Source organism: Microbacter sp. GSS18, from assembly GCA_029319145.1.
Taxonomy (GTDB): domain Bacteria; phylum Actinomycetota; class Actinomycetes; order Actinomycetales; family Microbacteriaceae; genus Microbacterium.
Genome location: CP119753.1, coordinates 3,927,176 through 3,946,517, shown reverse-complemented (window position 1 = coordinate 3,946,517; position 19,342 = coordinate 3,927,176). Strand labels below are relative to the sequence as shown.

Annotated in this window: 19 protein-coding genes; 5 read left to right on the top strand and 14 right to left on the bottom strand. The window is 69.8% G+C overall.

Annotated features, from left to right (window positions below; translation table 11 throughout):
• Window positions 1-7 precede the first annotated feature (7 nt).
• The 3 genes from P0L94_18285 to P0L94_18275 are packed head-to-tail and all read right to left on the bottom strand — an operon-like array spanning window position 8 to window position 3,150.
• Window positions 8-1,126, bottom strand: coding sequence for a PQQ-dependent sugar dehydrogenase (locus P0L94_18285; GenBank protein ID WES64401.1), 1,119 nt, complete (start codon window positions 1,124-1,126; stop codon window positions 8-10).
• Window positions 1,127-1,137: 11 nt separating this feature from the next.
• Complete coding sequence (locus P0L94_18280) at window positions 1,138-2,157, bottom strand: alpha/beta hydrolase-fold protein (protein WES64400.1); 1,020 nt, start codon at window positions 2,155-2,157, stop codon at window positions 1,138-1,140.
• 9 nt (window positions 2,158-2,166) lie between these two features.
• A complete protein-coding gene (locus P0L94_18275) occupies window positions 2,167-3,150 on the bottom strand; it encodes a zinc-binding dehydrogenase (protein ID WES64399.1) in 984 nt (327 codons plus the stop codon).
• Window positions 3,151-3,291: 141 nt separating this feature from the next.
• On the opposite strand from P0L94_18275, the gene P0L94_18270 reads away from it, so the two are divergent.
• The 5 genes from P0L94_18270 to P0L94_18250 all read left to right on the top strand — a co-directional run bounded on the left by P0L94_18270 (window position 3,292) and on the right by P0L94_18250 (window position 7,428).
• Window positions 3,292-3,642 (top strand): carboxymuconolactone decarboxylase family protein, encoded by a 351-nt coding sequence (locus tag P0L94_18270; GenBank protein ID WES64398.1) that lies wholly within the window; start codon window positions 3,292-3,294, stop codon window positions 3,640-3,642.
• Window position 3,643: 1 nt separating this feature from the next.
• A complete protein-coding gene (locus P0L94_18265; protein WES64397.1) occupies window positions 3,644-4,672 on the top strand; it encodes a zinc-dependent alcohol dehydrogenase family protein in 1,029 nt (342 codons plus the stop codon).
• A 182-nt stretch (window positions 4,673-4,854) separates the two neighbouring features.
• A complete protein-coding gene (locus P0L94_18260; GenBank protein ID WES64396.1) occupies window positions 4,855-6,072 on the top strand; it encodes an NAD(P)/FAD-dependent oxidoreductase in 1,218 nt (405 codons plus the stop codon).
• Window positions 6,073-6,081: 9 nt separating this feature from the next.
• On the top strand, window positions 6,082-6,699 hold the full coding sequence (locus P0L94_18255; GenBank protein ID WES64395.1) for a TetR/AcrR family transcriptional regulator: 618 nt from the start codon (window positions 6,082-6,084) through the stop codon (window positions 6,697-6,699).
• A gap of 36 nt (window positions 6,700-6,735) precedes the next feature.
• Entirely contained in the window at window positions 6,736-7,428 is a 693-nt protein-coding gene (locus P0L94_18250) for a hypothetical protein (protein ID WES64394.1), read from the top strand.
• A gap of 9 nt (window positions 7,429-7,437) precedes the next feature.
• Here P0L94_18250 and P0L94_18245 read toward each other — a convergent pair whose 3' ends face one another.
• The 11 genes from P0L94_18245 to P0L94_18195 all read right to left on the bottom strand — a co-directional run bounded on the left by P0L94_18245 (window position 7,438) and on the right by P0L94_18195 (window position 19,312).
• A complete protein-coding gene (locus P0L94_18245; GenBank protein ID WES64393.1) occupies window positions 7,438-8,286 on the bottom strand; it encodes a TIGR03620 family F420-dependent LLM class oxidoreductase in 849 nt (282 codons plus the stop codon).
• A gap of 50 nt (window positions 8,287-8,336) precedes the next feature.
• Window positions 8,337-9,395, bottom strand: a complete 1,059-nt coding sequence (locus P0L94_18240; protein ID WES64392.1) for an NADP-dependent oxidoreductase — start codon at window positions 9,393-9,395, stop codon at window positions 8,337-8,339.
• A gap of 1 nt (window position 9,396) precedes the next feature.
• Window positions 9,397-10,674: an amidohydrolase family protein gene (locus tag P0L94_18235; GenBank protein WES64391.1), complete on the bottom strand. Its 1,278-nt coding sequence runs from the start codon at window positions 10,672-10,674 to the stop codon at window positions 9,397-9,399.
• Window positions 10,675-10,723: 49 nt separating this feature from the next.
• Window positions 10,724-11,959, bottom strand: coding sequence for an LLM class flavin-dependent oxidoreductase (locus P0L94_18230; protein ID WES64390.1), 1,236 nt, complete (start codon window positions 11,957-11,959; stop codon window positions 10,724-10,726).
• Window positions 11,949-13,382 (bottom strand): MFS transporter, encoded by a 1,434-nt coding sequence (locus tag P0L94_18225; protein WES64389.1) that lies wholly within the window; start codon window positions 13,380-13,382, stop codon window positions 11,949-11,951. Before P0L94_18225 ends, P0L94_18230 begins: the two co-directional genes overlap by 11 nt.
• On the bottom strand, window positions 13,340-15,211 hold the full coding sequence (locus P0L94_18220) for a helix-turn-helix domain-containing protein (GenBank protein ID WES64388.1): 1,872 nt from the start codon (window positions 15,209-15,211) through the stop codon (window positions 13,340-13,342). Before P0L94_18220 ends, P0L94_18225 begins: the two co-directional genes overlap by 43 nt.
• Before the next feature lie 11 nt (window positions 15,212-15,222).
• A complete protein-coding gene (locus P0L94_18215) occupies window positions 15,223-16,020 on the bottom strand; it encodes an amino acid ABC transporter ATP-binding protein (protein WES64387.1) in 798 nt (265 codons plus the stop codon).
• Window positions 16,017-16,997, bottom strand: coding sequence for an amino acid ABC transporter permease (locus P0L94_18210; protein WES64386.1), 981 nt, complete (start codon window positions 16,995-16,997; stop codon window positions 16,017-16,019). Before P0L94_18210 ends, P0L94_18215 begins: the two co-directional genes overlap by 4 nt.
• 6 nt (window positions 16,998-17,003) lie before the next feature.
• Window positions 17,004-17,990 (bottom strand): transporter substrate-binding domain-containing protein, encoded by a 987-nt coding sequence (locus tag P0L94_18205; GenBank protein WES64385.1) that lies wholly within the window; start codon window positions 17,988-17,990, stop codon window positions 17,004-17,006.
• A gap of 313 nt (window positions 17,991-18,303) precedes the next feature.
• The gene (locus P0L94_18200) at window positions 18,304-18,930 is read right to left on the bottom strand and encodes an NAD(P)H-dependent oxidoreductase (protein WES64384.1); all 627 of its coding nucleotides are present in this window, start codon (window positions 18,928-18,930) and stop codon (window positions 18,304-18,306) included.
• Between the two features lie 37 nt (window positions 18,931-18,967).
• The gene (locus P0L94_18195) at window positions 18,968-19,312 is read right to left on the bottom strand and encodes a cupin domain-containing protein (GenBank protein WES64383.1); all 345 of its coding nucleotides are present in this window, start codon (window positions 19,310-19,312) and stop codon (window positions 18,968-18,970) included.
• Window positions 19,313-19,342 lie beyond the last annotated feature (30 nt).

Here is a 19,342-nt window from a genome sequence, read left to right as displayed (position 1 = left end):
CGCTCCGTCAGGGTGCGAGCGGGACCGAGAGGATGCGGTCGTCGCCGTCGCGCGGCGCGCCGCGCCCGTCGGTGTTGTTGGTCAGCACCCACAGCGTGCCGTCGGGCGCGACGACGGCGTCCCGCAGCCGACCGAACTCCCCGGAGAAGTGATCTGCCCACGCAGCCGGGTCCGACACCGACACCGCGCGGAGCACGCTCCCGCGCAGGTTCGCGATGAACACGGCCCCCTGAGCGATCGCGATGCCGCTGGGGCTCGCCTGGTCGGGGTTCCACTGCTGCACCGGATCGATGAAGCCCTCGACTCCGGCGATCCCCTCGACCTCGGGCCAGCCGTAGTTGCCACCCGGCTCGATGATGTTCAGCTCGTCCCACGTGTCCTGGCCGAACTCACTGGCGAACATCGTGCCGTCGTCGGCCCACGCGAGTCCTTGCACGTTGCGGTGCCCGAGGCTGTAGGCGGCAGACCCCGGGAACGGGTTGTCTGCAGGCACCTCGCCGTCGGCGGTGACTCTCAGGATCTTCCCGCTGAGCGCGTCCGGGTCCTGCGCTGCGGCGCCGTCGCGGGCGTCGCCGGTGGCGATGTACAGCATGCCGTCGGGGCCGAACGCCAGACGCCCGCCGTTGTGGAAGCGCGCGGACGGGATGCCGGCGAGCACGGTCTCGGCCGGGCCCAGAGACATCGCCCCCGGACCACCAATCAGCGCGAAGCGCTGCACGCGATTGCCGTCGGGGCCGGTCGAGTAGGCGTAGAGCCGTCGCTGCTCGTCGACGGCGAGCCCGAGCAGCCCGCCTTCGCCCCCGGGGGAGGTTTCCGCAACCGTGCCCACGACGCGCGTATCGCCGGTGGCCGAGACCTCGAGGATGCGCCCGGAGTCGCGTTCGCTCACGAGCGGAATGTCGTCGACGAATACGATCGACCACGGCGCCTGCAGGTCCGTGACCACCTCGACGGGCTCCCCGTCGGGACCCGCGAGCCCCGACGGGCTCGGCTGGGGCGGGGCGACCATGCCTGCGCCGGTGCAGCCGGCGAGCGCGATCGCCCCCACCAGCGCCGCGGCTCCGAGCGCGAGCTTCAGCGGGCGCGAACGTCCGCGCGGTGTTCCGTTCGTCGTGCGTACGTGCATGCGGCCTCTCCTCAGCGCCCGGGGAACAACAGCGGGAGTGCGGCGTAGATGTAGTCGTAGCCCCACGGGTAGTCGTGCAGGTGACCATCGACCGTGTAGTAGATCAGGTTGCCGTCGATGAAGTCCCCGTCGGTCTCGACGAACGCATCGGTGCGCGCGCGCATCGCCTCGAGCATGGCGGTCATGTTCGGCTCGGCGAAGTCGCCGCTGCCCGTCGCGGCGAACACGTCGTATTCGTCGGGTCCGTAGCCCGACGCCACCGCCGCCTCCGCCAGCTGCGCCGCTGTCGCATCGGCGTGTTCGAGTCCGCCGATCGGCCCCTGGTTCCAGCTGTCGCCGCTCATGGGCAGGAAGTGCTCGAAGGTGCCGAGGGCATGCTCGAGCATGTGCCACGTCGTCACGCCGCCCATCGAGAAGCCGCCGAAAGCGCGGTGGGCGCGAGCATCGGCGGCGTCCGATGCGGCCCGCGTGCGGTATCGCGCATCGATCGCCGGGATGAGGTCCTGGAGGAGCTCGTCCGTGAACGCCGCGACGTTACCCGCGAACGCCTCCATCCCGGTGGAGTAGCCGGTGTCGTAGGTCGGCGCCACGACGATGAGCGGCTCGATGAGGCCGTCGGCGATCATGTGGTCGAAGATCGACGGCAGGGCGGTCGGCCGATCGGGTCGCCCCATCCACGAGTGCTCGCTGCCGCCGCCGCCGTGCATCAGATAGAAGACGTCGTAGGCGACGCTCTCGTCATCGGGATCGTAGGCCGGCGGCAGGTACACCAGAGCGCGCTTGTCGGTCGGGGACGTGGCGCCGGGCGCATGGGTCGTCGCATAGTCGACGTGCTCGAGCGTGCCCGGCATCGCAGCCGGCTGCCGGTAGCCGTCGGGCACGAGGTCGAAACCCCGCGACGCGGGCGCCGACGAGTCGGCGGTCGACGACGTGCGCTCCGGAGCCGACGGCCCGGACGCAGCCGGCGCACAGCCGGCGATGAACGCCGACACCGCGGCGAGAGCGAGCAGGATGGACGATCGCCTCGGCATGCGCTCTCCTCAGCGCCCCGTCAGCGCGACGATCTTGCCCTCGACGCGGCGGCCGTCGCGCACCGCGACCATGAGCGCCGGAAGGGAATCGAGCTCGACGATCTCGCCGACGATCGGGCGCACCGATCCGTCGGCGAGCGCTGCGCTCAGGTCCCGCTGCACTCCGGCCAGAAGGTCGCCGAGGACGGTGGGCGGTGAGAATCCGAACGAGACCGACTGCAGAGTCGCCGCGGAGCGGGCGAGCGCGAACAGGTCGATCTCGGCCTTCGGGCCGGCGAGCCGGCCGACGCTGATGACGCGGCCGCCGGGCCGCGCCGACGCGATGGCCTCGTCGAGCAGGGCACCCCCCACGTGGTCGAGGACGACATCCGCGCCTCGCCCACCCGTGAGCGAGGTCACGGTCTCGGCCAGATCCTCGGCATCCGTGACCACCACGGCATCCGCGCCGGCCTGCTCGACCAGCGCGCGGCGGTCGGCGGTGCGAGTCGTGCCGATCACCTGCCCGGCGCCGAGGGCCCGTGCGATCTGCACGCCGAGCAGGGCGATCCCCGAGGTGGCGGCCGTGATGAGCACCGTCTCGCCCGGCGCCAGGTCCGCGCGGCGCAGGGCGCCGTACTCGGTGGTCAGCGCGGTGGCGGCGGCCGCGGCCTCGGCGAAGGGCAGCTCATCCGGGATCGGCATGACGTGGCGCCGGTCGGCGATGACGTACTCGGCGAACGCCCCCGTGGTCAGCCCCAGCACGCGCACGCCGAGCACATCGTCCGCCACGCCGGCGCCGACGGCGGTGACGACACCGCTGAACTCGTAGCCGGCGACCCGTTCGTCGGACGCGCCGGCGATGTCGGCGTTGTTCACGCCGACGGCGTGGGTGCGCACGAGCACCTCGCCGGCCGCGGGGGCGGGAACAGGGCGCTGCGTGAGCCGGAGCAGGGTCGGTTCGGGCGCGGTCACGAGGGCCCGCTGCTCGGTCGGTGTCGCGGTGGGATCGGTCATGCTCTGACGCTACGCCGGGATCCGCGCGTAAAGGATGCCCTGTCAGTACGCGTCCTGCGGGGGCCTCGCGTGCACGGGCACGAAGGAGTTGAGTGGTCATCGTCAGGTCGCACCCGGCGACCGAGCACGAAGGAGCAAGATATGACCGACTCCCCCTCGACCGGCTGGACCGGTGGCCAGCAGGCCTTCGGCGACTTCGCCCCCGGACTCGCCCACTACACCGACAAGGTGCTGTTCGACGAGGTCTGGGAGCGCCCGGGACTGTCCAAGCGCGACCGCAGCCTCATCACCATCGCCGCGCTGACGGCGATGGGCAACGCCGACCAGCTCGGCTTCCACATCCCGTTCGGCATCGCCAACGGCCTCACGCAGGAAGAGGTCGTCGAGGCGATCACCCAGCTGACCTTCTACACCGGCTGGCCCAAGGGCTTCTCCGCCATGGGCGTGGCCAAGACCGTCGCCGCCGCAGCGGCCGGCACCCAGGAGAGCTGACATGCGCGGTGCCGTCATCCACGCCCCCGGCGACGTCCGGGTCATCGAGCGCGAGGACCCGAAGATCCTCGCCCCCACCGACGCCATCATCCGGGTCACCGCCGCCTGTGTGTGCGGTTCGGACCTGTGGCCGTTCCGCGGCGCCGAGCCCGTGCATCCCGACACCCCGATGGGACACGAGTACGTCGGCGTCGTCGAGCAGATCGGCGACGACGTGAAGACGATCAAGGTCGGCGACTTCGTCGTCGGATCCTTCTGGGCTTCGGACAACACGTGCGAGATCTGCCAGGCCGGCTACCAGTCCCGGTGTGTGCACGCCGAGTACATCGGCATGGGCGGCACGCAGGCCGATCTGGCGCGCATCCCGCTCGCCGACGGCACGCTGGTCGCAACGCCGGGCATGCCCGACGCCGACTTGATCCCGTCGCTGCTGGCAGCCTCGGACGTGCTCGGCACCGGCTGGTTCGGCGCCGTGGCCGCCGAGGCGGGCCCGGGCAAGACCGTCGCCGTCGTCGGCGACGGCGCGGTGGGCCTGCTCGCGATCCTCGCCGCCAAGCAGTTGGGCGCGGAGCGCATCATCGCGATGTCGCGCCACGAGTCCCGCCAGAAACTCGCCCGCGAGTTCGGCGCCACCGACATCGTCGAGGAGCGCGGCGACGAGGGCGTGGCGAAGATCAAGGAGCTCACCGACGGACTCGGCGCGCACTCGGTCGTCGAGGCCGTGGGCACGCAGGAGGCCATGATGCAGGCGATCCACTCCACGCGCTCCGGCGGGCACGTCGGATTCGTGGGCGTCTCGCACGGCGTCGACATCCCCGGCCTCGAGCTGTTCTTCTCCACCGTGCACCTGCACGGCGGTCCCGCCCCCGTGCGCGAATTCCTGCCCGACCTCATCGACCGGATCTGGAAGCGCGAGATCGACCCCGGCAAGGTGTTCGACATGACGCTGCCGCTGTCCGAGGCGGCGGAGGGCTACAAGGCGATGGACGAGCGCCGCGCCATCAAGGTGCTGCTCGACCCCCAGGGCTGAGCCCACGATCAGCGTCGGCCCGGTGCCTCCGCCCTCGGCGGGAGCACCGGGCCGACGCGCGTATCGATCGCGCCGATACCGCGCATCGGAATCCCTAGTTCTGTAACGCCTTTACATTTATCGACGTCGGAACTTACGCTCACTGCATCACCCGAACCCGTCGACGACGACTGGAGGATGCGATGAGCGCACCCGACTCCCTTCCGATCGTGATCATCGGGGCAGGCCCGGCCGGCATGGCCACCGCCCTGTCCCTGCACACGGTCGGCCACCGAACGATCCTGCTCGAGCGCTACCGCGAGGCGCGGCCCGCGGGCAACATCCTCAACCTGTGGCCGCCGCCCATCAAGGCGCTGCGGGCGATGGGCGTGGACACCGAGGACCTCGGCGCACCGTGCCACGGCACCTTCCGCGGTGTGAAGGGCAACATCCGCGCCGACGTGCAGATCCCCGAAGACGTCGTGAAGGAGTACGGCGGCGGGTTCATCGGCCTGCTGCGTCCGGAACTGTACCGCCGGATGCTCGCGGCGATGCCCGAGGGCGTGCTGCGCACCGACGTCGAGGTGACCGGACTCGAGGACCACGGCGATGCCGTCACGGTGTCGCTCGGCGACGGCACGGCGATCGAGGCCGCGGCGGTCATCGGCGCCGACGGCATCGACTCGATGGTGCGCACCCACCTGTGGGGCCCGAGCGAGAAGCGCGACCACAAGCTCGCCATCATCGGCGGCTACACGTTCGAGGACGTTCCCGGCGCGGAGCACAACGAGGTCGTCCTCACGCACAACCGCACCGTGCAGGGCACGTACTCGTCGATCCGCGACAACGGCCGCGACGGCATCCAGTGGTGGGTCCTCCAGGCCTGGGATCCCGAGAAGCCGGCGCCCACCGACCTGAAGGCGCACGCGCTCGAGCTCGCGAAGCAGTTCCCGGGCGCCCTTGCGGGTCTGGTCGAATCGACCGACCCGGCGAACTGCCAGCGCTGGCCGATCCGCGATCGCGTGCCGCTGAAGCAGTGGTCGAAGGGCCGCATCACTCTCGCCGGCGACGCCGCCCACGCCACCTCGCCCTACGCCGCCTACGGCGCGGGCATGTCGATCGGCGACGGCTACACGCTCGCACAGGAGCTGACCGACGTCGACCTCGCCGACACTGCGGCGGTCACCGCCGCGCTGCGGCGATACGACGACCGGCGCATCGACCACACCACCGGGCAGGTGCAGCAGGCGTACATCCTCGGCAAGGTCTTCCACCACGCCCCCGCGTTCCTGCGGCCCGTGCGCGACTTCGTGCTCGATCACACGCCGATGCTGCAGAAGCAGGTCGGCGAGAAGAGCCCCGGCGAGATCGTGGCGCAGCTCGAGGAGATGGGCGACGGGCTCAAGGTCCCGACGGCATAGCCTGGGCCCATGACCACCCCGACGACCCCGACGCGGGAGCGCGCACCCCGGCAGGATCGCAGCCGCGACACGTGGGATCGCGTGCTCCAGGTCGGCATGGAGCTGTTCGCCGAACGAGGCTGGCAGGGCCTGACGATCACCGAGGTGTGCCGGCGCGCGAACGTGTCCGCGCCGTCGATCTACGCGCGCGTGGACGGCAAGGCAGGGCTCTTCCTCGCCGTCCACGACCGCTGGCTCGCCCAGATCCGTGAAACCGAGCGGATGCTGCGCGAGGAGCACGTGCGCGAGGGGGCGGATGCCGCAGAAGCTGCGGCATCCGTCACCCACGTCATCCTCGGGGTGTTCGACGTGCACGCGCCGGCCCTGCGCGCGCTCATCGATCGCAGCGCCCACGACCCCGAGCTGCTCGCCCGCGGCGGCGCGGCATCCCGGCGGATGCTGGGTGCGCTCGCGCAGACGCTCCCGGTCCCGACGCCGCAGGCGCTGAACGTCGTGCGCACGGTCTACACCGAGGGCCTCGTGCGGGTCATGTACGGCGACGCGTTCCTCGAGCCGCTCGGCGAGACCCCCGCGGCGCACAAGGCGCGCGTGATCGGGATCGCGCGAGCGCTCGCTACCGCGGCGTGAGGCCCGACCCCTCGCATCCGCGCGTAGCCTGTCAGCGTGGACTCCGCTGCCATCAGAGACCGCCTGCTCGCCGAGATCCTCGATGCCGGGCCGGACGGCCGACTCAGCTTCGACGAGTATTCGACCGTCCGGCGCCTGGGCGTGCCGCGAGCCGCGCTGCGCGATGCGCTGAGCTCCCTCACCGAGGCCGGCGTCCTCACGCGCGCGCCGCGCCTGGGCACATCGCTCGCGACCGCGCTGCACCACTGGTCGGTCGAGGACACCGCCGTCGAGCCGGTGGCGGCGGGCACACGCTACGACACCGTCGGCATCGACCTGACCACGCCGCACGACGAACTCTCGCTCGAGCTGACCGGAGCGGCCGGGAGTCAGGTCACCCGCATCGAACGGGTCAGCGTGCTGGACGGCGTCGCCGCCGAGTACTGGACCATCTGGACGACGCTCCGGCTGCCCGAGGAGTACCACCGCGACGGGCTTCCCTCCGACCTCAACTGGTACAAGATCGTCGGTGCGATCACCGGCGCATCGACCATCCAGATGACGCGCCGGACGATCGACTGCCGCGCGACGGCCGCCGACCGCGACCGCATGGACGTCGAGGTCGGCGATCCGCTGCGCTTCACCAGCCGAGCGCTCACGCTGGCGGACGGCACGCCGATCGATCGCGGGTGGGGCCGGTCCAACTCGCGCATGATCATCCCGACGGAGCGCTTCACGATCCGCCTGTGACCGGCCTGCTCACGCGCCGGCGAGCCCCATCTCGGCGGCGACGGCGCCGAGCGCGGGCCTGATGTCGTCGGCCGCCGGGAGCATCTGCACGCACACGTGGTCGGCGCCGGCCCCGAGGTGGGCGTTCACTGCGGCGGCGAGAGTCGCTGCATCGCCGTGGACGATCACGTCGTCGATCAGGCGATCGCTTCCGCCGCCCGCGAGGTCCTCCTCGGTGAACCCCGCGCGCAGCAGGTTGCCGGCGTAGTTCGCCAGCCGCAGGTAGCGCGTGAGGAAGTCCCGGGCGACCGCACGGGCGGCGGCGGTGTCGGACTCGAGCACCAGCGTCTGCTCGGGGGCGACCAGGGCGCCGGGACCGACCGCCGCGCGGCCCTCGGCGGTCTGGGCAGGCACCGTGAGATACGGATGCGTGCCCGCGCTGCGCGCCGCCGACATCGCGAGCATGCGGGGGCCCAGGGCGCTGAGCGCGCGGTCGCGCTTGGGGACGCCGTATTCATCGAGCACGTCCAGATAGTCCGACATCGCCTGCACCGGGCGAACACGATGAGGCGTCCCCTCGCGGTGGCCGCTGCCGACGCCGACGAGAAGACGACCCGGGTGGCGCGCCACGATCCGGTGATACGCGTCGGCGAGTTCCCGCGGCTCCGACCGCCAGATGTTGACGATGCCCGTCGCGACGGTGATCGACTCCGTCGCATCGAGCAGCTCCTCCGCCGCCGTCAGGTCGGCGGTGGGCGACCCGCCCTGCCAGATCGCGCCGTAGCCGAGCCGTTCGATGTCGACGGCCAGTTCGGGGGTCAGCTGGGTGTAGGCCGCCCAGACCCCGACCGTTCCCAGTCGCTCACTCCATGTCGTCATGCGTCTCTCCTGTCTCGGTGCAGCGTCGTTCGCCCAGGGGCCCGCGGCGCTCACAGCGCGCCGCCCGTCACCGCGCTCGCCGCCTCATCCTCTCGCGCCAGCCGGACGAGCATCTTGCCGGTGTTGGTCCCGTCGAAGAGGCCGATGAAGGCCGGCACCGTGCTCTCGAATCCATCGAGGATCGTCACGGCGTCCGTCAGCGAGCCGTCCGCGATCCATGCGCGGGCCAACTCCTCCCACTCGTCACGCAGATCGAGATGATCGCTGACGACGAACCCCCGCAGCGTGATCCGCTTGCCGGTGGCCTTGGCGAGGTTCCCAGGTACCAGGTGCTCCCCCGCGGCGGCGTTGTAGCCCGAGATCGCTCCACACAGCGCGATGCGCGCGCCCTGACGAGCCGCCTCGATCGCCGCCCACAGTTGCTCGCCGCCGACGTTGTCGAAGTAGACGTCGATGCCCTCCGGCGCGACCGCGCCGAGCTGACCGACGAGGTCGCCCGCGCGATAGTCGATGCCCGCGTCGTAGCCGAACTCGGCGGTCAGCCTGCCCACCTTCTCGGGGCCGCCCGCAGAGCCGATCACCGTCGCAGCGCCGAGATGCCGCGCGATGCGCGCGGCGTGGATCCCCACCGCTCCGGCCGCGCCCGAGATGAAGACGACGTCGCCCGGCTTCACCGGCGCGATCTGCGTGAGCCCGACGTAGGCGGTGAGTCCGACGCTCCCGAGGGGGCCGAGGTAGGCCCGCGGATCGATCCCCGAGACGTCGACGACGCGCGCCTCGTCGGCCGCCACGATCGAGTGCTCGCGCCATCCGTTCATGTGCCGCACCCACGCGCCCACCGGCACGTCGTCCGACTCCGAGGCCACGACCTCGCCGACCGCCGCCCCGACCGGAGCCGCATCGAGGGGGAACGGCTCGCGGTCGGTGGGTTCGGCGTTCATCCGGCCGCGCATGTACGGGTCGACCGACAGCCAGTCGTTGCGGACGAGGATCTCGCCCGCGGCGGGCGCCGGGGTCGGCAGCTCGACGAGCCGGAAGTCCTCGGGGCTCGGCCGCAGCTGCGGGCGGCGTGTCAGGTGGATCTCGCGCGTCGTGGCGGGGGCGGTCACGTCAGGCCTCCAGAGTCAGTTCGGGGAAGATGTCGTCGCTGGCGAGGCCGGCGTTGGTGACGTCGCGGCCGTCGAGGAGGACGGTGCGGATCGTGCCGCGGGCGCGCAGCAGGGTGATGTCCGAGAGCAGGTCCCCGGCCACGCACACGATGTCGGCGGTCTTGCCGACCTCGAGGGTGCCGAGGTCCGGCCGTCCCAGCAGCTCGGCGGCGTTGACCGTCGCGGTCGTCAGCGCTTCGGCCGGTGTCATCCCCAGCTCGACGTACAGTTCGAGTTCGAGGGCGTTGTCGCCCAGCGGAGTGTACGAGCCGCCGTCGGTGCCCATCGCGATCTTCACACCCGCCTGCCACGTCTTCACGAACGACTCCCGCCGCCCCTCCCGCATCCGCCGGGCACGGTCGAGGTGCTCCGGTGAGGCGCCGGAGTTCTCACCCTCGCGGACGATGTAGTCGCTGATCGACAGGGTCGGGACCATGAACACGCCGGTCTCCGCCATCCGCGCCCGCTGCTCGTCGCTGACGAACGTGCCGTGCTCGATGCTGTCCACGCCCGCGTTCAGGGACCGCTGGATGCCCTCGACGGAGTGGGCGTGGGCCGCGACCCTCAGGTCGTAGGTGTGGGCCTCGTCGACGGCGGCGGCGATCTCTTCGGTGGTGTAGTTCGGCCAGGTCGGCTTGTCGCCGTGCGACAGGGTGCCGCCCGAAGCCATCACCTTCACGAAGTCGGCGCCGACCTGGATCTGCTTGCGCACCGCCAGGCGCACACCCTCGACGCCGTCGGCGGTGTCCCACGGCTTGCGCTCATACGCCGCCGGGTAGAACAGGTCGCCGTGACCGCCGGTCATCGTCAGCCACCACGGCGCGACATGCATCCGCGAGATCATCAGCAGGCCCTCGCTGCCGAAGTCGCGCAGCTCGATCTGACCACCGTCCGCCGTGGAGATCGAGCGCACCGTGGTGAACCCCGCCATCAGCGACCGCTGCGCGTTGCGCAGCGCGTCCAGCGTCTTGGTCGGCACGCTCGCATACGCGAGGTACTCGGCGTTGCCGGGCCGCTTGCGACGATCGGAGTTCCCCGACAGATGGACGTGCATGTCCATCATCCCCGGGATCACCGTCGTCCCGGTCGCATCGATCGTGGACGCTCCCTCGGGGACCGGCGTCGCCTCACGCCGACCGAGCGCCACGATCTTCTTGTCCTCGACGACGATCACGCCGTCCTCGATGACCTCGCCGGTTCCGGTCCAGATGCGACCGCCGACGACTGCCTTGATGCTCACTCGCTCAGTTCTCCTTGCTCACGCCCGGGGTTCGCGCTCCGGCCGGCGCTCATGCGGCGGCTGCCTTGTCTTCGAAGGCGGGGAAGACGTGCCGGGACATCAGTTCCATGGAGTGGATGACGTCCTCGACCGGCGACCCGAACTGCATCTGCAGGTTCACATCCGTGATCCCGAGGGACTCGTAGTGCTTGAACCGCTCCACCGCACCGTCCGGGTCCAGCAGCAGCGCGTTCTCGGCCTTCTCCGGCATCGAGTCCAGATCCAGCGGCGGCACATCATCGAGGATGATCTTCCCTCCCTTGATCGGACGGTTCGTGCGCTTCCACCCGCTCTTCGGGTCATCCCGCGGCAGGAACAGCTGCTCCAACGACAGCCCCTCCGGCGCCTTCGGCGCCCCCGCCCCGTAATGCGACCAATGGTGATACATCCGATCCACCTGCTTCATCGCATCCCCGACGGTCTCGCCGATGAACCCCCACCGCACCGCCATCACCTTCCCCGGCGTCACCCCGGCCTCCGCAGCACCCTCGTTGTAGTACCGCATCGCCAGCTCGGTCTCATCGAAGTCGGTGAAGAACGTCGGCGCGGACGGCGAGGTCATCAGGTTCAACCCGTCACGGCCCGCGTTGCGCAGACCCACCCCGCTCTGCGCCGCCACCCACAGCTCGGGGATGTCGTCCTGATACAACCGGGGCAGCACCGTCGTCTCCGGGAACGACCAGAACCGGCCCTCATTGGCGATGTCGTACTCCGTCCACGCACGCTTCAGGATCTCCAACGACTCCTCGTACATGGCACGCATGTCCTCGCCCTTGTACCCCATCCGCACCGCCTGGAACGGGCCACCACCCCGCGCCACACCCAGCGACAGCCGACCCTCGGTCATGTGATCCGCGAACGCGACATGACCCGCCAACCACAGCGGGTTGTAGTTCGGCAGCACCAGCACCCCCGACTGGAACTTCAACGTCGAGGTCTGCGGCGCCAGATACGCGATCATCTGCAGCGACGACGGGATCGTGATGAAGTTGTGGAAATTGTTCTCCGGCACCGCGACACCCTCGAACCCCAACCGCTCAGCAGCCTTCACCACCTCGACGGTCTCATCCAGCAGATCCTTGTACGGACGATCCAGATCCGGATAGAAGAAAGGCAGGTGAATCCAGAACTTCATAGACATCGGTTGAGCTCCTCCAGGTTGAGGCCACGGCGCGAGTCGACGCGGTGAACGGATGCGGCCCGCGCGATCGGCGGGAACGGGAGCCGAGTCAACCTCATTCGGCAACCCTGGCGTTTGCGCCCGTGTTTCCGGCGGTTTGCGCCGCTCCCGACGACCCCGCGGCAGCGGTGCGCGTCGACCCGAACGCCGCGAACAGCGCGAAGACGATCCCGATCACGCCGATCAGGACGAAGCCGGACTCATCGGAGAAGGCGCCGACGAGCACCCCGCCGATCGCGATGCCGAACGCCGCCAGCGCCGTCTCCGAGATGGTGATGGCCGACGTGTTGTCTCCGCGCGCATCATCGGCGGCGATCACGATGGCGGCCGCGCCGGGCGAGAGCACGCCCATGGCTGCGCCGACTGCCGCCCACACCGCCCCGAGCACCACGGGGTGCCAGCCCATCCCGATCGCGAGAGTGGCCGCGACCGCCCCCATCAGCACCCCGAAGGCCCCGATGCGCGTCGCCGCGGTCGAGCTCAGCGTGCGCTGCATCCGCGCGCTCAGCACGGCCGCCATCGCCCATCCGATGCCGCTCGCGGTCAGGACGATGCCGCTGATCCACGCGCCGTCGGCGTATCGGCTCTCGAACACGACCGGGAGATAGGCCTGGATGCTGTACACGGCGGCCGCGCCCGTGGCGCGCGCCAGCACCGCGGCGGGCAGCCCTCGCGCTGCGCGGAAGATTCCCTTCGGCAGGAGCACGACGAGCCCGATGCCGGCGAGCACGACGCCCGCGAGGATGACGACCGGCGTGGGCAGCACGCTCACGGTCGTCGCCGCGCTGACGGCGAGCACCCCGGCGCCGACGAGGACGGAGAGCGTCAGTCGCGCCGCGCCCCTCACCGGGACTTCGAGCGGCGGCGCGCCCCGCCGCAGCGGCGGCACGGCGATGACGACGGCGATCGGGCTGAGCAGCGCGACGCCGAAGAAGACCCAGCGCCACGACGTCAGCTCGGCGATCGCGACGGCGACCAGCGGTCCCACCATCACGGGGAGCAGCCACGCGCTGGCCAGCCATCCGATCATCGGACGGTGCCGCTCCACGGGGAAGCCGACGGCGATCGCGGCATAGCAGGCGACCGCGAGCCCACCGGTTCCCAGGCCCTGCACAAGGCGACCGGCGACGAAGACCGCCATGGATCCGGTCAGCGCCATGACGAGCAGACCACCGCCGAACATCGCCCCGCTGAATACGAATCCGATCGCGATGCGACCGCGGTCGACCGCCGTTCCCATGGCCGCCATCCCGACGATGCTCGATGCCAGAGACGCCGCGTAGGCGAGGCCGTACTGACCGAGCCCGCCCAGGTCGGCGCCGATCATCGGCAGGATCGGCCCGATGGCCATGTGCTCGAAGGCGGAGAACACGGTGACGGCGAGCAGCCCGATCATCAGGCGTGCGGTACTGCCGCCACCGATGGTGGCGTGGTGGGCCATGCGCTTCAGGCGTCCGCGAGATCCGACAGCCGCGAGAAGCGCAGGCACAGCTGCAGCCTCAGCCGGTCCTCTTCGTCCTCAAGCGACATCCCGGTGAGCTCCTCGATCCTGCGCAGGCGGTAGCGCACGGTGGACACGTGCAGGAACAGCCGCTCGGCGGTTCGAGGGATGTTGCCGATGGACTCGAAGTAGGTGCGCAGTGTCTCGAAGAACGCACCGCCGTGCATCCGGTCGTAGTCCAGCAGCGGTTTCATGTAGCGCTGCACGAAGTGGCGCCGGTCCTCGGCGGGAGTGGCCGCGAGCACGGCGTAGGTTCCCGCTTCATCGAAGCTCAGGTCGCCGTCCACGTGCCCGCTCGAGAGCGTGATCTGCAGCGCACGCGTGGCTTCGCGGTGGGAGCGGCGAAGCCCGTCGATGCCGCTGAAGCCACCGCCGATGCCGACCGCGACACTGACGCGATCGGCCGATGCGTCGATCAGCCGGGCGCCGTCGGCGATCGCGCGGCGAAGCGCGAGCGTGACCCGCTCGCTCCCCCACGTGTTGACGCTCGTGAGCACGATCATCAGCTCGCAGTCGCCCGCCGGCGCCGCGATCATGCTGAAGCCGGTCTGGCGCAGGCGCGAGGCGACGAACTGCACCAGCTCGTCGAAGTCGCGTCGGGGAAGCGTCTCGGTCAGCCCCGACACGCGCGCGAGCATGATCTGGCTCGTGGACTGCAGCGGCAGGCCGAGCAGCCCCGCGTGCTGCGTGATCGTGAGGTTCGACGAGTCGCCGGCGAGCGCGTCGACGAACTCGCGGGCGAAGCGCGCCTCGGTCTCGAACGACGACCGGAAGCGCATGACCATGAGCGAGACGTGGACCCGCGCGAGTTCGAGGATGCGCATCGCCAGCGAGGACGGCGCGTCGCCCTCGACCTGCAGCACGACCATCGCCACCAGCGCGTGGTCCTCGACGACGTTGGTGACGACGTAGCGCGTGCCGTCGAGCGTGAGGATCGCGGGGCGGGATTCGAGCCTCTCCCCGCTGACACGACCGCGCCCGGCCAGGTGCGCGGTGATGGCGTCGGCGTCGGGCACCGCCATGCCGGTGAGTCCGAGCTGCTGGTAGAAGGGATCCAGCAGCAGCACCGGCATCTCCAGCAGGCCCGAGATCTCGGCGCACAGCGCCGAGACGTCGGCGCCGACCGTCTGCAGCCGCAGCAGCCTGGCCTGGGCGTGAGAGACCTGCTCGAGGGCTGCGTTCTTCTCGAGGATCGTGGTGTTGAGCTCGGCGAGCTTGACCTTCTCCTGCGCCTCGTGCTCGATCGCCCGGTCGGTGGCCAGAATATTGCGGAACGCGATCGCGGCGAAGGTCGTGATCCCGCGCGCGAGCGAGATCTCGGCGGCCGAGAACTCGTGGGCACGCGGGAGGCTGACGTTGATGACGACGCTGTGCGAGTCATGGTCGAACGGCACCGCGGCGTACAGGGTGGCACGCACTCCCGCAGAGGCGGATGCCTCGTGCAGGTACGGATACGCGGAGTGCTCGACATCGCCGATCGCGATCACGGACCCAGTGCGCGCCGCGTCAAGCGTCACCGTGTCGGTCATGTCCCAATCGCGCAGTTCGAATCGGTAGGCGGGGTCGAAGTCCCCCGCGTGGTAGTCGTGCAGCACGCGTCGCTCTTCGATGTCGACCATGGCGACCCAGCACTGCGTCCACGGCGTGTGCTTGACCACCGCGGCGACGATGCTCTCCATCACCGCGTAGACGCTGTCCTTCAGGTTGATCTCATCGGCGATCAGCTCGAGCCGGCCGACCAGGTCGTGATCGGGCAGGTCGCCCTGCCCGATCACGGCGGTCGCCTGGGTCGCGGCCGTGGCGGAGTCGTCGACCATGGTCATCTCGATCAGGCCGCGCGCTGCACTCGCGAGAGGAACGAGCGGGTGCGCTCGTGCTGCGGGTCGCCGAAGATCTGCTCGGGCGTGCCCTCCTCGACGATGCCGCCGTCGGCGAGGAACAGCACTCGGCTGGACACCTCGCGGGCGAACTCCATCTCGTGAGTGACCATGATCATCGTCATCCCCTCGTCGGCCAGGTCCTGGATGACCGCGAGTACGTCGCCCACGAGCTCGGGGTCCAGTGCCGACGTCGCCTCATCGAAGAGCATCACCTTGGGGTTCATCGCGAGCGCCCGCGCGATGGCGACGCGCTGCTGCTCGCCGCCCGACAGCTGCGAGGGGTAGTTGTTCACGCGGTGCGACAGCCCGACCCGGCCGAGCAGCTCGTGTGCGAGCTTGGTCGACTCGGCCTTCGACATGCCCAGCACCTCACGCGGCGCCAGGGTCACGTTCTCGGTGGCCGTCAGGTGCTGGAACAGGTTGAACCGCTGGAACACCATGCCGACGGTGGCCCGCGAGCGTGCCGCCTGCGCGTCGGTGGCCTCGACGAAGTCGTCGCCCGACTCGCGGTAGCCCACCAGGTCGGAGTCGACCAGGATGTAGCCGGAGTCCGGAACCTCGAGGTGGTTGATGCAGCGCAGCAGCGTCGATTTTCCGGCGCCGGAAGGACCGATGAGGCTCACCACCTCGCCGCGCGCCACCTCGAACGAGATGTCCTTGATCACCGGCGTCGAGTGATAGCTCTTGGTGATGTTGTGCACGTAGACCATCGGCTCGTCGGCCGCGTCGGGGGTCGCCTCGCTCATGCGCTGGCCTCCTTGTTCGTTGCTGCGGGCTTCGGCGTCTTCGAGGCGGAACGGCGCGGCTTGCTTGCGTCGGCGATGCCCCGGCTGAAGCGCTTCTCGATGCGGTCCTGGATCATCTGCAGGACGCTGGCGAGGACCAGGTACCAGATCGACGCCACCAGCAGCAGCGGGATCACTTGGAAGTTCACCGCCGAGATCTGCTGAGCGCTGAAGAGCAGCTCGGTCACCGAGATGACGCTGGCCAGCGACGTGTACTTCAGCATGCCGATCACCTGGTTGCCGGTCGGCGGGATGATCGTGCGGATGGCCTGGGGCAGCGTGACCTTCATGAACGTCTTGCGTGTCCCCAGGCCCAGGGCCCAGGCCGCCTCATGCTGCCCGCGGTCGACCGAGTTCAGTCCCGAGCGGACGATCTCGGCCATGTACGCGCTCTCGGAGAGGGCGAGACCGAGAAGCGCTGCGACGATCGGGGTCATGAAGTCGTTCGCGCTCGCCGACCAGAACACGATGTCGGTGAACGGGATGCCGATCTGGATCTGGGGGAACAGCAGCGCCAGGTTGAACCACAGCAGCAGCTGCACCAGGGTCGGCACCGAGCGGAACACCCACACGTAGAGGATGGCCGCTCCGCGAAGGAGCGGGTTCGGAGAGCGCTCCATCACCGCGACGATCAGGCCGACGACGACCCCGATCAGCATGACCGCCGCAGTGAGCCAGAGCGTAGTCCAGACACCCATGAGGATCCGCGGGCTGAAGAGGTACTCGGCGACCACCGGCCAGCCGAAGCCGGGCGAGGTGAACACCGTCTGAAGGAGCGACACGGCGAGGACGCCGATGATCACGGCGGCGACGAGACGTCCCGGATGCTTCTTCTTGATGATCCTGCGCGGTTCGAAGCCGTTCTTCAGCCTCTGGACCAGGGCGGACGTCCCGGGGCTGGGCGCCGTCTGCTCGTTGATGGTGTCTGTACTGCTCATGGGTTATCAGCCGTCCTGGAGAGCCGGGTCCGACGCGAGGAGCTCTTCGAGCTGGTCGGGGGTCCGCACGTAGAAGGTCTGGGTCGGGACGTCCGACCCCATCGTGTTGGCGTCGGCGATCTCCTGGAGCGTGCCGTCGTCCATCATCGACTGGAGGGCGATGACGAAGGCGTTGCCGATAGCCTCACCGCGGTCGCTGTCCTGGAGGATGATGCCGTTCGGCGTGGCGTAGCCGGGGATCGGGTCGGTGACCTCGAAGTCCGGGTTCGCCCGGACGCTGAAGTTGCCGGTCGCGGTGCCCCAGCCCTGTCCGTCGAACTGGCCGGCGAGGACGCCGGCGCTGGCGGCGGCGGTGTCGGCCAGCAGCGAGACCTCGATGGGCTCCTTGCCGTCGGCTACGCACTTGGCGCTCTCCTCTTCGAAGACGATCGCCTGCAGTCCCGACGGGGCGGTCGTCAGGTGAGAGCCGCACATGTCGGCGGGGTCGACGTTCGCCGGGTTGCCGGCCTGGACGAGGATGGCGTTGTCGGCGTTCATCATGTACACGAACGAGACCGCACCCAGGCGCTCCTCGATGATGCCCATGCCGTCGACGACCGCGTCGGCCTGACCGGACTGTGCAGCCGGAATCAGCGACTCGAAGGTGCCGAGCGTCGTCCACTCGACCTCGAGGCCGATGCGGGAGGCGATCGCGTTGACCGCGTCGTAGTCGAAGCCGGCGCGGTCGCCGCTGTCGGCCTCGAGGTAGGCGAAGGGGCCGTAGTCGAACGAGCTGGCCGCCTTCAGAACCCCCGACTCCTTGATGTCGTCGGGAAGCGCGTCGAACGCCTCCTGGATGACATCGGCGTCGGCTGCCGGCTCGGCGTCGGCGTTCTCGGTTCCGTTCGCGCTGGCGCAGGCGACCAGCGAGGTGACGAGCACGCCGCTGAGCAGCGCGAATCCTGCAGCACGTCGCACGCGGCCGCGGCGAGTGTCCTTCAAACCACCAGTCATGGGGCTTCTCCTTTATCTGCTTCGGCGACCGGGTCACGAGGTGACGCGAGGGCGGGTGAGCCGACGATGTGTGCCCGGGTTAGCACGCTCTTGAGCGTAGAAACGGCGGGTGCCCGGGCTCTTGGTCCTGGAACGCGAAGCTTTGTAACGCGATATCTACGATCAGTGAAAAGTGCGTCGGGCTTGTTACGCCGCTGTGTCGCGAGATGACCAGGAACCCTGGTATCTCCCGAGTCCGTTCCTGCAGAAAGCGGAAGAGGCCCCCGCGCGGAGCGCGGGGGCCTCGTGCTGGGCGAGGAGAGGAGAGCCGGCCTCAGCCGCGGTCGATGCGGTCGATCGCCTCGGCGATGGCGGCGTCGATCTCGGCGGCCTCTGCGCGAGCGGGATCCCAGATCCAGGACCACGTCGTCGAGCCGAATCCGCAGTACCGGAAGATGCCGTCCTCGATCTGGACGCGCATGGCCGAGTCGTAGCCGGCCTCCGAAAAGGTCTCCTCGCCGGCGCCCGTGATCGCCACGACATGGGCGGTCAGGTGCGAGACGGAGGTGCGGTCGCGCCCGAGGCGCTTGGCGCCCCACGCCCACCCCCCGGTGAAGACGCGATCCACCCACCCCTTCAGCTGCGCGGGCATCGACCACCAGTAGACCGGGAAGACGAAGACGAGGTCGGTCGCCTCGTCGAGGATCTCCTGCTGACCGACCGCGTCACCGGGCGCGCCGATCGTGTGGGTCTCGATGAAGTCGCGGTACAGCGTGATGTCCTGCGTGTCATAGGCCGGCGCGAAGTCCTCCGCGGGGAGGTTCGTGATGCGGGCCGACCCGCCGCCCTCGCGGAAGGAGTCGGCGATCCGCTCGGCGATGCCGACGCTCAGCGCCTCGCCGTCTGGATGCGATGTGACGATGTAGGCGCTGCGGGTCGTGGACGTGCCTTGTTCCGGCATGAACTGCGCTCCTTCTGCGTGCGTGGGCCCGGCGAGGTCAGGCCTGGGCCGGGATGCTGACGGCGACCTTGCGGATGCGCTCGAACGTGCGCCAGTGGTTGCTCTGCCCGGCCTTGAGCCGGACGATGTCGCCGGGGCCGATCTGGATGACCTCACCGGTGTCGTCGAACGTGACTTCGGCGCGTCCCTCGAGGACGACGAAGATCTCGTCGTTGGTCACACCGCCGATGAGGCCCGGCTCGGCCTCCCAGAGCCCGATCCTGGTGTCGGACAGGTTGCCGATGAGGTGACGGCCGGCCCCGATCGTGCTTCCGTCCTCGAGCGAGGGGTACTCGATCGAGCCCAGGTCGATGTCGAAGGCGTTGCCCAGATGCTGACTCATGCTTCACTCCGATGCGGTGGTGTTTTCGTG

What these genes read in the sequence shown, in the direction of transcription:
- P0L94_18285 (WES64401.1), bottom strand. Translation starts at nt 1,126, where the DNA reads ATGCACGTACGCACGACGAACGGAACACCGCGCGGACGTTCGCGCCCG.
- P0L94_18280 (WES64400.1), bottom strand. Translation starts at nt 2,157, where the DNA reads ATGCCGAGGCGATCGTCCATCCTGCTCGCTCTCGCCGCGGTGTCGGCG.
- P0L94_18275 (WES64399.1), bottom strand. Translation starts at nt 3,150, where the DNA reads ATGACCGATCCCACCGCGACACCGACCGAGCAGCGGGCCCTCGTGACC.
- P0L94_18270 (WES64398.1), top strand. Translation starts at nt 3,292, where the DNA reads ATGACCGACTCCCCCTCGACCGGCTGGACCGGTGGCCAGCAGGCCTTC.
- P0L94_18265 (WES64397.1), top strand. Translation starts at nt 3,644, where the DNA reads ATGCGCGGTGCCGTCATCCACGCCCCCGGCGACGTCCGGGTCATCGAG.
- P0L94_18260 (WES64396.1), top strand. Translation starts at nt 4,855, where the DNA reads ATGAGCGCACCCGACTCCCTTCCGATCGTGATCATCGGGGCAGGCCCG.
- P0L94_18255 (WES64395.1), top strand. Translation starts at nt 6,082, where the DNA reads ATGACCACCCCGACGACCCCGACGCGGGAGCGCGCACCCCGGCAGGAT.
- P0L94_18245 (WES64393.1), bottom strand. Translation starts at nt 8,286, where the DNA reads ATGACGACATGGAGTGAGCGACTGGGAACGGTCGGGGTCTGGGCGGCC.
- P0L94_18220 (WES64388.1), bottom strand. Translation starts at nt 15,211, where the DNA reads ATGGTCGACGACTCCGCCACGGCCGCGACCCAGGCGACCGCCGTGATC.
- P0L94_18215 (WES64387.1), bottom strand. Translation starts at nt 16,020, where the DNA reads ATGAGCGAGGCGACCCCCGACGCGGCCGACGAGCCGATGGTCTACGTG.
- P0L94_18210 (WES64386.1), bottom strand. Translation starts at nt 16,997, where the DNA reads ATGAGCAGTACAGACACCATCAACGAGCAGACGGCGCCCAGCCCCGGG.
- P0L94_18205 (WES64385.1), bottom strand. Translation starts at nt 17,990, where the DNA reads ATGACTGGTGGTTTGAAGGACACTCGCCGCGGCCGCGTGCGACGTGCT.
- P0L94_18200 (WES64384.1), bottom strand. Translation starts at nt 18,930, where the DNA reads ATGCCGGAACAAGGCACGTCCACGACCCGCAGCGCCTACATCGTCACA.
- P0L94_18195 (WES64383.1), bottom strand. Translation starts at nt 19,312, where the DNA reads ATGAGTCAGCATCTGGGCAACGCCTTCGACATCGACCTGGGCTCGATC.